The sequence below is a fragment of the Enterobacter sp. SM3 genome (assembly GCF_009811935.2).
Lineage (GTDB): Bacteria > Pseudomonadota > Gammaproteobacteria > Enterobacterales > Enterobacteriaceae > Enterobacter > Enterobacter asburiae_D.
The window spans coordinates 1973389-1988246 of the sequence record NZ_CP099971.1 but is presented as its reverse complement, the minus strand read 5'-3'; the positions used below and the strand labels follow the sequence as shown (position 1 = coordinate 1988246).

Annotated in this window: 10 protein-coding genes and 1 other RNA gene; 5 read left to right on the top strand and 6 right to left on the bottom strand. The window is 56.6% G+C overall.

Annotated features, from left to right (window positions below; genetic code table 11):
• Positions 1-297 precede the first annotated feature (297 nt).
• The gene (locus tag GVO84_RS09350) at positions 298-957 is read left to right on the top strand and encodes a helix-turn-helix domain-containing protein (RefSeq protein WP_121423458.1); all 660 of its coding nucleotides are present in this window, start codon (positions 298-300) and stop codon (positions 955-957) included.
• A gap of 69 nt (positions 958-1026) precedes the next feature.
• A complete protein-coding gene (locus GVO84_RS09345; protein ID WP_159513952.1) occupies positions 1027-1656 on the top strand; it encodes a helix-turn-helix domain-containing protein in 630 nt (209 codons plus the stop codon).
• Between the two features lie 50 nt (positions 1657-1706).
• On the opposite strand, the gene GVO84_RS09340 is transcribed toward GVO84_RS09345, so the two are convergent.
• The 3 genes from GVO84_RS09340 to ydiJ form a co-directional block, all read right to left on the bottom strand.
• A complete protein-coding gene (locus tag GVO84_RS09340; protein ID WP_003857766.1) occupies positions 1707-1901 on the bottom strand; it encodes a YdiH family protein in 195 nt (64 codons plus the stop codon).
• Positions 1902-1986: 85 nt separating this feature from the next.
• A complete protein-coding gene (menI, locus tag GVO84_RS09335) occupies positions 1987-2397 on the bottom strand; it encodes a 1,4-dihydroxy-2-naphthoyl-CoA hydrolase (RefSeq protein ID WP_159513951.1) in 411 nt (136 codons plus the stop codon).
• Positions 2394-5450: a D-2-hydroxyglutarate dehydrogenase YdiJ gene (ydiJ, locus tag GVO84_RS09330; protein ID WP_159513950.1), complete on the bottom strand. Its 3057-nt coding sequence runs from the start codon at positions 5448-5450 to the stop codon at positions 2394-2396. The genes menI and ydiJ overlap by 4 nt, the downstream gene beginning before the upstream one ends.
• Before the next feature lie 325 nt (positions 5451-5775).
• Between ydiJ and ydiK the strand changes: the two genes are divergently transcribed.
• Together ydiK and rprA are read left to right on the top strand one after the other, a co-directional pair.
• Positions 5776-6891, top strand: a complete 1116-nt coding sequence (ydiK, locus tag GVO84_RS09325) for an AI-2E family transporter YdiK (protein ID WP_159513949.1) — start codon at positions 5776-5778, stop codon at positions 6889-6891.
• 209 nt (positions 6892-7100) lie between these two features.
• An RNA gene (rprA, locus tag GVO84_RS09320) (antisense sRNA RprA) lies at positions 7101-7208 on the top strand.
• A gap of 6 nt (positions 7209-7214) precedes the next feature.
• On the opposite strand, the gene GVO84_RS09315 is transcribed toward rprA, so the two are convergent.
• From GVO84_RS09315 to ppsA, 3 genes are all read right to left on the bottom strand, one after another.
• Positions 7215-9590, bottom strand: coding sequence for a glycoside hydrolase family 3 N-terminal domain-containing protein (locus tag GVO84_RS09315; protein WP_159513948.1), 2376 nt, complete (start codon positions 9588-9590; stop codon positions 7215-7217).
• Positions 9591-9593: 3 nt separating this feature from the next.
• The gene (locus tag GVO84_RS09310) at positions 9594-10994 is read right to left on the bottom strand and encodes an MFS transporter (protein ID WP_159513947.1); all 1401 of its coding nucleotides are present in this window, start codon (positions 10992-10994) and stop codon (positions 9594-9596) included.
• A 233-nt stretch (positions 10995-11227) separates the two neighbouring features.
• Positions 11228-13606 carry a phosphoenolpyruvate synthase gene (ppsA, locus tag GVO84_RS09305; RefSeq protein WP_047648034.1) on the bottom strand — a complete coding sequence of 793 codons (2379 nt, stop codon included), beginning with the start codon at positions 13604-13606 and terminating at the stop codon, positions 11228-11230.
• Positions 13607-13941: 335 nt separating this feature from the next.
• Here ppsA and ppsR point away from each other — a divergent pair, with 335 nt between their 5' ends.
• Positions 13942-14775, top strand: a complete 834-nt coding sequence (gene ppsR / locus GVO84_RS09300; protein ID WP_063142920.1) for a posphoenolpyruvate synthetase regulatory kinase/phosphorylase PpsR — start codon at positions 13942-13944, stop codon at positions 14773-14775.
• Positions 14776-14858 lie beyond the last annotated feature (83 nt).

Sequence of the window (14858 nt, the reverse complement as noted above, 5' to 3'; positions counted from 1 at the left end):
ACTGGCTGGTTAAAATTTATATAATCATTTTGGTGAACACAACTTTTTGCTGGTCTAGCTGTAGACTCTGATTTAACGAAAGATCAACATTTCTTCCAGGATAGGCTTATGCCTTATTTCCCTGGTCTATTAGTAGACTTGAACATCTTTTTCTTTTCATTCAACACGTTAGATATCAAGCGCTCAACGGTCTACTTTTGGACCTTGCCGAAACATTCCCTGACCCCTTCATTTTTAAGATAATTCTCTCCTCAGATCAAAAAACGATCAGACCCGTAGTCGCTGTGAGGTATAATTATGAATACACGTTTAACCACGCCATTGAATAACCACGAATCAACCGTTCTTGGTTTAAAACCGTTTATCCATATCGATACCCTGATTAAATCAGTGCTGCCAGCTTCGAACAGAATGATCATCTGTCGGGGAGAAACCGTACATTATTATAAAGATGATGTGCGCCAGTGTTTTTTACTTCTCCAGGGAAGTGTGGCGCTTCATCGTCGCGGCGACGGTATTGTTTTAAACTCTGAATCAGCACCGTTTATTCTGGGCGTCAGCAGTCAATTTTCTTCGGAGCATCTCTACGTCAGGGCTCTGGAGACGGCAGAAATTGCCCGCGTGTCGCTGGAGACGTTTAATCAGATTGTTTCACAGCAGGATTTATGGGAGCACTTTTCAAAGCTGCTAATTTATACCGCCTCACGGGTGTATGAGCATTGCGCGCAAATATCACAAATGTCCGCCTATGACATTATTCGCTTCCAGCTTGTTGAGCTCATGCAGGAGCCCGATGCCATACGGAAAAATACGACGGCGGCCGCGTACATCAAAAGCCGGACGTATCTTTCACGCAGTGGAATTATGCGTATTCTGGCAGAACTGCGGACAGGGAAGTACATCACAATGGAGCGTGGGGTGCTGCTTGACATTCACCATCTGCCGCGAAAATATTGACTGCCAGCGTGCCTGTACCCGGGAGAAGCGCTATAATTAGCCAGGTTATTTTTAAGGTTGTCGGCTACTATGTCCCTTCCAGAAAAGTCTCAACGGGGTTCTCCCTACGCGCAAGAGCTTATTTCACACCTGTTGCCTGATTGCACTACGCGACGCGCCGCCCGCGGCGAGCGACTGGACCTGCAGGTCAACGGTCAGGGCATGTGCTATTTAATTCTTGAAGGCACCATCGCCGTTTACAGAAGAAGCGATGACATGATGCTGTCCACGGCCCGCAGCCCTGCCGTATTCGGCCTCGCTAACCTCACCGATATCTATTTCAATGATTATATTAAGACCGTCAGCCCTTGTCTGATAGGGACGCTTACCGCCGAGCGGGTGAATGAAATTATCAAAGAGAAGGCGCTATGGGGACTGCTTTCTCAACAGCTCATCTTTGTGTACAGCCGTCTTTATAACAACGTGATGCCGCAGGGCGCGCCGACGGCGTATGAGATGATTCGCCAGCAGCTGGTCAAGCTGATGGAGGAAGATGAGAGCTATCGGCTCAGCGTGACGGCGGAAAGGTATATCAGGGAGAAAACCCAGCTCTCCCGCAGCGGCGTGATGCGCATTCTGGCGGATTTAAAAACCGGCGGATTCATCGAGATGGAAGAAGGCAGGCTCATCAAAATCAACAAGCTCCCCGCCCGATACTGAATTTCAGACACAAAAAAGGCCGCACTCGCGGCCCTTTTATTCTCATGTACTCAATGGACGTGAACGCCCAACCGCCAGGCAAAGTAGATCTCTTCTTTCAGTTCATTCGAAGAGAGCGCCAGCAAATCTGTAAATTCCAGCTCAAGCTGTTTCAGCTTTTTCAGGTACTGCGCCGGAGACAGGTTGCTCTTATCGCGACGTAAATATTCAATTGCCAGCTGTGTTGGGGTTATTTCAGTATCCATGATGTCCTCGCTTATGTACAAATCCTGACCAGTATATCACAACGCACTGGCTAGTTTTTGACCAAAGGCAAGACATCTGAAAACTTTACACAACCGCCGTGGTTAGCCGTGACGTACAGCACAGGCGATCCTGCTCGTCGAGAATATCTATCTGCCACACCTGATGGCGGCTTCCGGCGTGCAGCGCGCGGCAAACACCGCGCACGCGCCCGCTGCGCACCGAGCGAATGTGGTTAGCATTTACCTCGAGCCCGACAACCTTCTGCTCCCCTTCGGTACAGAGATACCCCGCCACCGAGCCCAGCGTTTCGGCCAGCACGACGGACGCTCCGCCGTGCAATAAACCAAACGGCTGGTGGGTGCGACTATCGACGGGCATGGTGGCCTCAATCTCATCGTCGCCAATGCGGATGAACTGGATATCCAGCAGCCCTACCATATTCCCCTCGCCCATGGCGTTCAGCGCCTGCAGCGTCACGGCACGTTTCCAGATCATCCAATTATCTCCAGTAAAGCCTGCAATGGGTGACGTACGCCGTTACCTTCTACCCGTTTTACCTGGCTGCGGCAGGAGTACCCCGTCGCCAGACAGCGGTTTCGCGGCAAACGCTGCATCGCCTGATGCCAGGACAGCTCATAGATGCCGAGCGAGTTGGCGTGGTTTTTCACTTCGTGTCCGTAGGTTCCGGCCATCCCGCAGCAGCCTACGTTGACGCTCTCCAGCTTCGCTCCAAAGCGGGCAAAAACAGACGCCCACTGCGCGGGGGCACCCGGCAGCGCGGTCACTTCCGTGCAGTGACCGAACAGATACCACGGTTCACCGCTGACATCCTGAACAGCCTTATCTTCCAGCGCCATCGGCAGCCACTCGTGCACCAGCATCACGTTGAAATCGCCGCGCTTATCGCCCAGCGTCTGCCTGTATTCATCGCGATAGCAAAGCACCAGCGCCGGATCGACGCCGACCATCGGTATCCCGAGCTGCGCCACGCGATTCAGGAAGTCAGACGTTTTCTGCGCGGTCTTCGCAAAGCGGTTCAGGAAACCCTTAATGTGCTGCGCCTTCCCGTTCGGAGAGAACGGCAGCACAACCGGCTGGTAGCCCACTTTCTCCGCCAGACGGACGAAATCGGCCACGACCTGCGCATCGTAGTAGCTGGTGAACGGATCCTGCACCACCAGCACTACATTAGCTTTTTGCTCCGGAGCGAGCGCCTCCAGCTGTTCCAGGGTCATGTTTGCCGAACGGTGGCCAACAAGCTGGCGCTGCAGAGACGGGACCGACAGCAGCGGCAGATCGACCATGCCGATGTGTTTTTCGGAGAGCTTGCGCACCAGCGGCTGGTTGATAAAGAAGTTGAAGGTCTTTGGCGCACGCGCCATCAGCGGCGCGTAGCTTTCCACCGTCGCCACCAGATGGTCGCGCACCGGGCGGAGGTATCGGGTGTGATAAAGCTGCAGGAAACGCGAGCGGAATTCCGGCACGTCGATTTTAATCGGGCACTGGGTGGAGCAGGCTTTGCAGGCCAGACAGCCGGACATCGCCTCTTTCACCTCATGGGAGAAATCGTACTCGCCCTTGTTGGCATGCCAGCTGTTGCGGGTGCGCTCAATCAGCGAGCGCAGGCTGGCCCGTTTTTCCGGCAGCTCCTGCTCCAGCTTGAGCGGATCCACCCCGCGGTCGGCCAGCAGACGCAGCCACTCGCGCACCAGCGTCGCTCGCCCTTTCGGCGAGTGGATACGGTTGCTGGTGATTTTCATCGACGGGCACATCGGGCTTTTCACATCAAAGTTAAAGCACAGGCCGTTGCCGTTGCACTCCATCGCGCCGCGCCAGGAAGCGCGCACAGCAATCGGGATCTGTCTGTCGTACGTGCCGCGCTTGACGGCATCCACCTGCAGCATCGGGGCATCAACACCCTCAGGCGGGCAGATTTTACCCGGGTTGAGGCGGTTATGCGGATCGAAAGCCGCTTTCACCTTGCGCAACTCCGCGTAGAGCTGTTCGCCGAAGAATGCCGGGCTGTACTCCGCGCGGAACCCTTTCCCGTGCTCTCCCCACAGCAGACCGCCGTATTTGGCGGTTAAGGCCACCACGTCGTCGGAGATCTGCTTCATCAGGATCTCCTGCTGCGGGTCGCACATATCCAGCGCCGGACGCACGTGCAGTACCCCGGCGTCGACGTGGCCGAACATACCGTAGCTCAGGCCGTGGCTGTCCAGCAGGGCGCGAAACTCAACGATATAATCCGCCAGATGCTCAGGCGGCACGCAGGTATCTTCGGCAAAGGGAATGGGCTTCGCCGCCCCTTTCGCATTGCCGAGCAGGCCCACGGCTTTTTTACGCATCCCATAGATACGCTCAATCCCGGCCAGATCGTTACAGAGCTGCCAGCCGATCACGCCGCCTTCCCCCTGCGCAATCAGCTCATCCAGCCGCTGGCAGAGCGTGGTGACCTGGCGCTCAATCAGCTCCGCATCATCGCCGGCAAACTCCACGATATTGAGACCGAGCATCTCTTTATCCGGCACGTCGGTAATGAGGTCACTCACGGAGTGCCAGACAATATCTTCCCGGGCCAGATTGAGCACCTTAGAGTCGACGGTCTCCACCGACAGCGCCTGCGCTTTCACCATAAACGGCGCATTGCGCAGCGCGGAGTCGAAGGAGTCATATTTGACGTTCACCAGACGGCGCACTTTCGGCAACCGGGTGATATCCAGCCGCGCTTCGGTAATAAACGCCAGCGTCCCTTCGGAGCCGGTCAGCACGCGGGTTAAATCAAACTGGGTCAGGTCATCGTTAAAGACGTGGCGCAGATCGTACCCGGTCAGGAAGCGGTTCAGTTTGGGGAATTTATCGAGAATAAGCTGGCGGTTGTCGCGGCAGCGTTCCAGCACGGTGCGATAGATACGCCCGCTGGCGGTGTTATCTTTGCCCAGCGTTTCCGCCAGTTCGACCGGCATCGGCTGGGTATCGAGGATATCGCCGCCCAGCAGAACCGCGCGCACGCCCAGCACGTGATCGGAGGTTTTACCGTAGACCAGCGAGCCCTGCCCGGAGGCATCCGTGTTAATCATCCCGCCAAGGGTCGCGCGGTTGCTGGTGGAGAGCTCAGGGGCAAAAAAGTAGCCGTAAGGCTTGAGATACTGATTAAGCTGATCTTTGATGACGCCCGCTTCGACCCGCACCCACCCCTCTTCCGGGTTGATCTCAATGATGCGGTTCATATAGCGCGACATATCAACAATGATGCCCTGGTTCAGCGCCTGACCATTGGTCCCGGTGCCGCCGCCGCGCGGCGTAAAGACCAGCGAGGCAAACCGCTCCTGCGTGGCCAGCCGGGCGATAAGCGCGACGTCTGCCGTTGAACGGGGGAAAACCACGGCATCGGGAAGAAGCTGGTAGATACTGTTATCGGTCGCCATCGTCAGCCTGTCGGCATAGTTCGTGGCGGTATCACCTGTAAAACCCTGTTGCTCCAGTGCTTGCAAAAAATTAAGCACCAGCTGAACGACGCCAGGTGCCTGAGAAATCTGTGGGATCATAACTGTCGACCCTAATTAGAGTTGTATATACACGTCATCCTTCGAGTTGCCTCTGCGTTGGCTGCGTCTGCTCACCCCAGTCACTTACTTGAGTAAGCTCCTGGGGATTCTCAGACTTGCCGCCTTGATGCAACTCGAATGATTTTGTGTATAAAATCGTTTGCGTTGTGTCTGGAAAGTTTTATCACATTTTTTTCTTATAATCTCTGCTGAATTACAGGCAAAATCCGCCTGTCAAAAACCGCTGAGATCATTAATGATTAAAGAGACGCGGTTTTCCGTTCCCGCCAGTCGTACTGGCGTTCTTTTAAGGAAAGTTTCATTTATGGTCAATCTTCGCCAGCCCAGGGATGTTGCGCAAATTTTGCTGTCGGTGCTGTTTCTGGCCCTTATGATTATTGCGTGTCTGTGGATTGTTCAACCCTTTATTCTCGGCTTTGCGTGGGCTGCGACCGTTGTCGTTGCCACGTGGCCTTTGCTGCTGCGCTTGCAGAAGCTGCTGTTGGGCCGTCGCGGGTTAGCCGTGCTGGTCATGACGCTCCTGCTGTTCCTGCTGTTTATTATTCCTATTGCCCTGCTGGTGAATAGCCTGGTGGATTCCAGTGGCCCCGTTATTCGCGCCATTAGCAGCGGCGACCTGACGCTGCCGGACCTCGCCTGGCTGAACAGCATTCCGCTGGTGGGCGCCAAACTCTACAGCGGCTGGCATAGCCTGCTGGAGATGGGCGGCAGCGCGCTGATGGCAAAAGTCCGCCCGTACATTGGCACCACCACCACCTGGTTTGTCGGTCAGGCGGCGCATATCGGCCGCTTTATGATGCACTGTACCCTGATGCTGCTCTTCAGCGCCCTGCTTTACTGGCGCGGTGAGCAGGTAGCTTTAGGCGTTCGTCACTTTGCCACCCGCCTGGCGGGCAAACGCGGTGACGCAGCGGTACTGCTGGCTGCGCAGGCCGTGCGCGCAGTGGCGCTGGGCGTGGTGGTCACCGCGCTGGTGCAGGCGGTGCTGGGCGGTATCGGTCTGGCGATTTCCGGCGTGCCGTACGCCACCGTATTCACCGTTGTCATGCTGATGACCTGTCTTGCGCAACTGGGACCGCTGCTGGTGCTGGTACCCTGCATTATCTGGCTCTACTGGACGGGTGATACCACGTGGGGAACGGTGCTGCTGGTCTGGAGCTGCGTGGTCGGCACCATGGATAACGTCATTCGTCCGATCCTCATCCGCATGGGTGCAGACCTGCCGCTGATCCTGATCCTCTCCGGGGTGATTGGCGGTCTGATTGCCTTTGGCATGATTGGCCTGTTTATTGGACCGGTGCTGCTCGCCGTCACCTGGCGTCTGTTCTCCGCCTGGGTGCATGAAATTCCGCCGCCGGGAACTGACCCGGACGTGATTTTAAGCGAACTGGAAGAGCTGGAAGAGAAGAACACGCATTAAGTTTTTTTGCCGGGTGACGCTAGCGCTTACCCGGCCTACATTTCCCCTCACAATACTTTAACGCTGCTAAAGTATTTATTCGTTACTCACTGGTCAGACCCGCCCTTTCAGCATTAAGCCTGCTATTAACCTCAAGAAATCTTTACGTCTCTTAAACTATTGAGACGAATCCGATCGACGCTAAATAACACAATGCCTACTATTAGCACACGGTTATAAATCAACACCTTGATTTATAAGCATGGAAATCCCCTGAGTGAAACAACGAATTGCTGTGTGTAGTCTTTGCCCATCTCCCACGATGGGCTTTTTTTTTATCCTGACTACGCGCGCTTCACCTCACAGGCACTGAGCATCCGCCACTCCGCAGACAGCACCCGCGTTTCCCCCGTCACATTGACCGTCACCGCCTCGCGGATATCCGCCGACGATGCGCCAACCTGCAGTTCAAACTCGCCCGGCTCAACGATGCGTTTCCCGTCGCGACGGGTAAAGTTGAACATCTCAACCGGCAGCGTAAAGGCGAGCGTGGCGGTTTCGCCCGGCGAGAGCGTGACGCGCTGGAAGGCCTTCAGCTCCTGAAGCGGCCGCACCTGCGTGGCGACCTTATCCCTGACGTAAACCTGCACCACCTCGCTGCCGCTGCGCTCTCCGGTATTGGTGATATCCACACTCAGCGTCACCTCGCCGTCGACCGGCACGCTGGATGCCGCCACTTTCGCCGCTCCCCAGCTAAACTGCGTCCAGCCGAGGCCGAAGCCAAACGGGTAACGCGAACCGAAATGGAACGCAAACGGCGTGCCGCCGCTTTTGAGCTTGTGATTGTAGTAATAAGGCATTGCCCCGGCGCTTTTCGGCACGCTCACCACCAGACGCCCCTGCGGCTCGGCACGCCCCGTCAGCACGTCCGCAATCGCCCAGCCCCCTTCCTGCCCCGGCGCCCACGCCATCATCAGCGCCGCCACCTTGTCCTCCAGCCCCTGAAGGTTGTACGGACGCCCGCCGGTCATCACGACAATCACTGGCTTGCCCGTCGCCACCAGCGCCCCCAGCAACTGTTGCTGGACGCCCGGCAGGTTCAGGGAATCGGTATCGGAACCTTCCCCCACGGTACCGCTCTGGAACAGCCCGGCGAGATCGCCCACGCAGGCCACCACCACGTCACTCTCCTGCGCGGCGTTTACCGCCTCGGGGATCAGGGCGGTGCTTAGTGAAACCGGCGACTGCTGCATCGGTTTGCCGCCGCTGTCACCCGGGAAGACCGGCGCGCCCGCCATCCGTTTTTCGATGATGTGGCACCCTTTGGCATAGCGGACGTTCGATGCACCGAGATACTGCTCCAGCGCCGCGCGCGGGGTCGTGACCTGCGAGGTCTCTTCCACCATATCGCTGATGATCAAATGCACCGGGAAGCTGTAGCCGCTCAGTAACGCCAGCGGATCGTCTGCCGTCGGCCCCACTACCGCCACGCGGGGTTTGCCGCCGAGCGGTAAAATGCCGTTGTTTTCCAGCAGCGTGACCGATTTTGTCGCCACCTCCCGCGCGGCCTGGCGGGTCATATCGTTTTGCAGATCGATACCGTTTTCATCCGCGTACGGCTTTTCAAACAGCCCCAGACGGAATTTTTCGGTCAGCACGCGCGCCACGATCTCATCGACTTTCTCCATAGCGATCAGCCCGCGCTCTACCGCTTCCGCCAGATGCCGCGCGCAGTCGTCTTTCGGCAGCTCAACGTCCAGCCCGGCGTTGAACGCCAGCGCGGCAGATTCGGCCGCGTCGTGGGAAATCCCATGATGCTGGTGCAGCAGGCTAACGCCGCCGTAATCCGCCACAATAATCCCGTCGAATCCCCACTGTTCGCGCAGGACGGTGGTCAGCAGGAAGCTGTCGCTGTGCCCCGGCTGGTTATCGATATCGTGGTACGCGGGCATCACCGAACCGGCGTTTGCCAGCTTGACCGCCATTTCAAACGGCAGCAGGAAGGTGTCGTTCAGCTCGCTGAACCCCAGGTGCACCGGCGCATGGTTTCGCGCCCCCTCGCTGAACGAGTGCCCCACGTAATGTTTCAGGGTCGCCAGCAGGTCGCGTTTATCGCCCTGTAATCCTTTGACGTAGGCGGTCGCCATCACGCCCACCAGCCAGGGATCTTCCCCGAAGGTCTCTTCGGTACGCCCCCAGCGCACGTCTCGGGATACGTCCAGCACCGGCGCAAGCCCCTGCTGGCAGCCGACGGAGCGCGCCTCTTTGCCAATCTGCTCTGCCGCCCGCTGCACAAGCTCCGGATCCCAGGTCGAACCGTAGTTCAATGACGACGGGAACAGGGTGGCGTCTTTGCAGAGCAGCCCTACCAGACACTCTTCATGGAACAGCGCCGGAATGCCAAGACGCGTCTCTTCAATCATCATCCGCTGCAGGCGATTCGCTGCGCGCACGCCAGTTTCCGCATCAACGATGTGGGTGCCCAGCGGACGCGTGATCTGCCCGACGCCCAGCTTCAGCCGTTCGCTAAGCGCAGCCTGCTCGCTCACGCCGGCGAATTCGTCGCTGAGGTCGCTGCGCTCTCGGTGGTTACCGTTTTCATCGAGGATCAGCCAGTACGCGTGCATCTGGGCGAACTTCTCTTCTGGGGTCATACGCGCCAGTAAATCGGCGACGCGCTCGTGCACGGGACGTCCCGCGTCCTTATAGATAGCTGTCATGTTTTACTCCTGTAGTGCGGAAGGGGTTACCGGGCTGAGCTGCCCCGCTTCGGGTCTGACTTCACGCTTGCTGGCCAGCTCTTGGGCGATGGAGTCCACCAGCCGGCTGTTGAGCTTGTAGATGGCAAGCAGCGCGACCATGCAGAGGAACAGCGCGCAAGGGATAAGGGTGAACAGCGCGTTGATGGTCGAGAGAACGCCTGGCGCCTGGGTTGCCTGTCCCGGGGCGTAATCCACCATGCCAAGCACCCAGCCGACGACCGCCCCGCCCAGCGCCAGGCCAAACTTGATGGCAAACAGCGCGGTGGAGAAGACCAGCCCGTCCAGACGACGGCCGCTGCGGTGCTCTTCGTAGTCGACCACATCGGAGAACATGGTCCACTGCAGCGGCGTGGTGAGGTTTTGCACAAAGCTAAAGACGATGTTGAGGCCAAAAATCAGCCACACCTGCGAAGGCGGCAGGAAGAAAATCAGCGCGCCGAAAATGACGAAGGAAATAATGGTCCACTGGTAGGCGCGTACGCGATCAAATTTCCCCAGCAGCCGTTCAGATAATAATGCGCCGCTTAAGGAGGCCACCATGCCGGAAACAATAAAGGCAAAAACCAGATCCGGGCGCAACAGCACGTAGTTTACGTAATACATGGTAGCGGAACCGCGCGTCACCACCGCCGTTAACAGCAAAATATTAAACAGGAACACAATACGCCACTGGCTGTTCCCGGCCAGCAGTTTTAAATCGGTGAGCATGGAGCCGGAAGTATCATTGCGCGGAGAATAACGCTCGCGGGTCATCAGAAAACAGCAGAAGAACAGCACAATTCCCAGCAGCCCCATCAGGCTCATGGCATAGAAATAGCCTTTCTGCACGTTGCCCTGGCCTAACAATGAGACCAGCGGCAGGGCGATAACCGTCACAACCAACCCGCCGATAAACGACAGGCCAAAGCGCCACGACTGCAGAGAGTGACGCTCGCGCGGGTCCAGCGTCAGCGCGCCGGGCATGGCGCAGTAAGGGACGTTAATCGCCGAATAGATAAGGCTAAGAATGGCGTAGGTCACGCAGGCATAGACGATTTTCCCGGTCGGCCCGACGTCCGGCACGTAGAAGGTGATCAGACAGCTAACGCCAAACGGAATGGCAAACCACAGCAGCCAGGGACGGAAACGGCCGTGACGCGTCCGGGTGCGGTCGACCAGTGCGCCAATGCACGGGTCGACAAACGCATCGACCACGCGCACCACTAAAAACATGGTGCCCATAATCGCGGCGGGCAGCCCAAACACGTCTGTATAAAAATAAGCGAGAAATAACGTTGCCGTTTGCCAGACCAGCGCGCTGGCCATATCGCCTAAGCCATAGCCTATTTTATCTTTGGTACGCAATACAGAGGAGAGTGTCATTGTTATTTGCCTTTTTATCAGGTTAAAACGTATTTCAACCAGTTGCGCATCATCTGAAGGGAAATGCGCAGTAAGGCTCAAGTATTAGCAACGGTTTGCGCGCTAACAATTGTCTAAATTGACAGACAAATTATGATATTTGGTTTTTTGTTTTATTTGTGATGGGGAGCATATTCGGACGGAAATAAAAAAGGCGAGGAGATATCTCCTCGCCTTTATCCGTTTTTAAGCGGTTACTTATTCAGTTCCGCCAGGCTCAGCCAGGTTTGCACCACGGTGTCCGGGTTCAGGGACAGGCTATCAATCCCCTCTTCCATCAGCCATGCGGCAAAGTCTTCATGGTCGGATGGACCCTGACCACAAATCCCGACGTATTTACCCTGCTTCTTCGCCGCGCGGATGGACATGGAGAGCAGCGCTTTCACCGCCTCGTTGCGCTCGTCGAACAGTTCGGAAACCACGCCTGAGTCGCGGTCCAGACCCAGCGTCAGCTGCGTCATGTCGTTCGAGCCGATTGAGAAGCCGTCGAAGTGCTCCAAGAACTGCTCGGCCAGCAGGGCGTTGGACGGGATTTCGCACATCATGATGATTTTCAGCCCGTTCTCGCCGCGCTTCAGGCCCTGACGCGCCAGCTCGTCCACCACGGCTTTCGCCTGATCCACGGTACGTACGAACGGGATCATGATTTCGACGTTGGTCAGCCCCATCTCGTTGCGCACGCGTTTCACCGCCTCACACTCCAGCGCGAAGCAGTCGCGGAAGCTGTCGGACACGTAGCGTCCGGCCCCGCGGAAGCCCAGCATCGGGTTCTCTTCTTCCGGCTCGTAGCGCTCGCCGCCGACCAGGTTGGCGTATTCGTTAGACTTAAAGTCAGACAGACGCACGATCACGCGTTTCGGATAGAAGGCGGCGCCCAGCGTCGCGATCCCTTCAGTCAGACGGCCGACGTAGAACTCTTTCGGTGAGTCGTAGCCTTTCATCATCTCGCGGATTTCGTTCTGCAGCTTCGGATCCTGATCGTCAAACTCCAGCAGCGCACGCGGGTGAACGCCGATCATACGGTTGATGATAAATTCCAGACGCGCCAGGCCAACGCCTTCGTTCGGCAGGCAGGCGAAGTCAAACGCGCGGTCCGGGTTACCGACGTTCATCATGATCTTCAGCGGCAGGTCCGGCATGGTATCTACGCTGGAGCTCTTCACGCTGAAGTCGAGAATATCGGCGTACACGTAGCCGGTATCGCCTTCGGCACAGGAGACGGTCACGTTCTGCCCGTCCTTCATGCGCTCGGTGGCGTCACCGCAGCCGACAACCGCAGGAATACCCAGCTCGCGGGCAATGATCGCCGCGTGACAGGTACGACCGCCGCGGTTAGTGACGATAGCCGCCGCTTTCTTCATGATCGGTTCCCAGTCCGGGTCAGTCATGTCGGTTACCAGCACATCGCCTGGCTCAATGCGGTTCATCTCGCTGATGTCGTGGATCACTTTGACCGGACCGGCACCGATGCGGTGACCGATGGCACGGCCTTCCGCCACGATTTTGCCCTGCGCGTGCAGCGTATAACGCTCCATCACCTGGCCGCGTGAGCGAACGGTTTCCGGACGCGCCTGCACGATAAACAGCTTGCCGGTGTTACCGTCTTTCGCCCATTCGATGTCCATCGGACGGCCGTAGTGTTTTTCAATCTGCACCGCCTGCTTCGCCAGTTCCTGCACTTCGGCGTCGGTCAGGGAGAAGCGGTCGCGCTGCTCCTGCGGTACATCTTCAATTTTAACCTGCTTGCCATGCTCCTGGGTTGGGGCATAGATCATGCGGATTTTTTTCGAGCCCATAGTGCGACGCACCACCGCCGGACGGCCAGCGGCCAGCGTAGGCTTGTGGACGTAGAATTCGTCAGGGTTTACCGCGCCCTGCACCACCATCTCACCCAAACCCCACGCGGAGGTGATAAACACCACCTGGTCAAAGCCGGATTCGGTATCAATGGAGAACATCACGCCGGATGAGCCTACGTCCGAGCGCACCATGCGCTGCACGCCAGCGGAGAGCGCGACGCCGCGATGGTCGTAGCCCTGATGCACGCGATAGGAGATGGCGCGGTCGTTGAACAGGGAAGCAAACACGTGCTTCACCGCCACCAGCACCGCATCGTAACCCTGGACGTTCAGGAAGGTTTCCTGCTGCCCGGCAAACGAGGCGTCCGGCATATCTTCTGCGGTTGCAGAGGAACGCACGGCAAAGGAGGCCTGCGCATCGTCAGCAGAGAGCTGGTTGTACGCGTCGTGAATGGCTTTTTCCAGTTCCGGCTGGAAAGGTGTGTCGATGATCCACTGGCGGATCTGCGCCCCGGCTTTAGCAAGCTCGGTAACGTCATCAATATCCGTTTTATCCAGCAGGTCGTAAATGCGCTGGTTAACACCGCTCTGGTCTAAAAACAGGTTAAAGGCATCGGCGGTGGTGGCAAACCCGTTCGGTACGGAAACACCCATACCCGACAGATTTGTAATCATTTCACCCAGGGAGGCATTTTTGCCCCCAACTCTGTCTACATCATTCATGCCGAGTTGGTTATACCAAAGCACCAGCGGTGACGAGCCATTGTTGGACATCGAAACAATCCTTTTGTGATATTTGATCGGAGTAAGTAACACCTGACTACGTATTTATACTGGCATATTTATTTCCGCTAAAAAAACGGTGAATCGTGTAAGCAATTTAAATTTTCAACTTTTCGGATACTTTCCCATCAACGATTAACCCGATGATTCCTCTATATTCAGCCAGAAACCCCAAAAATAAAGTCGCTATTTGAAAAATGAAATCCGCTTTTCAGGAAAATCAAAAACACCGTTTCATTTATAATTAAGACAAGTTCTTTGCTGTGTAATTTACTTTTTTAATTTATGCTTTCAGGCAATTAGGTCTGATATTCAGGGTGAATAAAATGGATAGTGCTGTCGATCGCCACGTTTTTTATATTTCTGATGGTACGGCGATCACCGCCGAGGTGCTGGGCCACGCGGTGATGTCGCAGTTTCCCGTTTCGATTAACAGCATCACGCTGCCGTTTGTCGAAAACGAAAGCCGCGCCAAAGCGGTGAAGGACCAGATTGACGCCATCTACCAGCAGACCGGCGTCCGCCCGCTGGTGTTCTACTCTATCGTGATCCCCGAGATTCGCGCCATCATTCTGCAAAGTGAAGGCTTCTGCCAGGATATCGTGCAGGCGCTGGTGGCTCCGCTCCAGAGCGAGCTTAAGCTCGACCCGACCCCTATCGCCCACCGTACCCACGGGCTTAACCCCGGCAACCTGATTAAGTACGACGCGCGTATCGCCGCCATTGACTACACCCTTGCCCACGACGACGGTATCTCTCTGCGCAATCTCGACCAGGCGCAGGTGATCCTGCTTGGCGTGTCGCGCTGCGGCAAAACCCCAACCAGCCTCTATCTGGCGATGCAGTTTGGCATTCGCGCCGCAAACTACCCGTTTATCGCTGATGACATGGATAACCTGGTCCTGCCCGCCGCCCTTAAGCCGCTGCAGCACAAGCTGTTCGGCCTGACGATCAACCCGGAACGCCTCGCAGCCATCCGCGAAGAGCGACGCGAGAACAGCCGCTACGCCTCCATGCGCCAGTGCCGAATGGAGGTTTCCGAAGTGGAAGCGCTGTACCGCAAAAACCAGATCCCGTGGCTGAACAGCACCAACTATTCGGTCGAAGAAATTGCCACCAAAATTCTCGACATCATGGGACTTAACCGCCGCATGTACTAATATGCTAGTACATTAGCTCAGATTCAGGTATCATCATCTGCAACCACGGGGCGGTGTCGCCCCGAACTTGAAATCAGCAGGGA

Bases quoted from the DNA above. Each gene is read 5' to 3' on its own strand.
- GVO84_RS09350 (WP_121423458.1), top strand. From the start codon at position 298: ATGAATACACGTTTAACCACGCCATTGAATAACCACGAATCAACCGTT.
- GVO84_RS09345 (WP_159513952.1), top strand. From the start codon at position 1,027: ATGTCCCTTCCAGAAAAGTCTCAACGGGGTTCTCCCTACGCGCAAGAG.
- GVO84_RS09340 (WP_003857766.1), bottom strand. From the start codon at position 1,901: ATGGATACTGAAATAACCCCAACACAGCTGGCAATTGAATATTTACGT.
- menI (WP_159513951.1), bottom strand. From the start codon at position 2,397: ATGATCTGGAAACGTGCCGTGACGCTGCAGGCGCTGAACGCCATGGGC.
- ydiJ (WP_159513950.1), bottom strand. From the start codon at position 5,450: ATGATCCCACAGATTTCTCAGGCACCTGGCGTCGTTCAGCTGGTGCTT.
- ydiK (WP_159513949.1), top strand. From the start codon at position 5,776: ATGGTCAATCTTCGCCAGCCCAGGGATGTTGCGCAAATTTTGCTGTCG.
- GVO84_RS09315 (WP_159513948.1), bottom strand. From the start codon at position 9,590: ATGACAGCTATCTATAAGGACGCGGGACGTCCCGTGCACGAGCGCGTC.
- GVO84_RS09310 (WP_159513947.1), bottom strand. From the start codon at position 10,994: ATGACACTCTCCTCTGTATTGCGTACCAAAGATAAAATAGGCTATGGC.
- ppsA (WP_047648034.1), bottom strand. From the start codon at position 13,606: ATGTCCAACAATGGCTCGTCACCGCTGGTGCTTTGGTATAACCAACTC.
- ppsR (WP_063142920.1), top strand. From the start codon at position 13,942: ATGGATAGTGCTGTCGATCGCCACGTTTTTTATATTTCTGATGGTACG.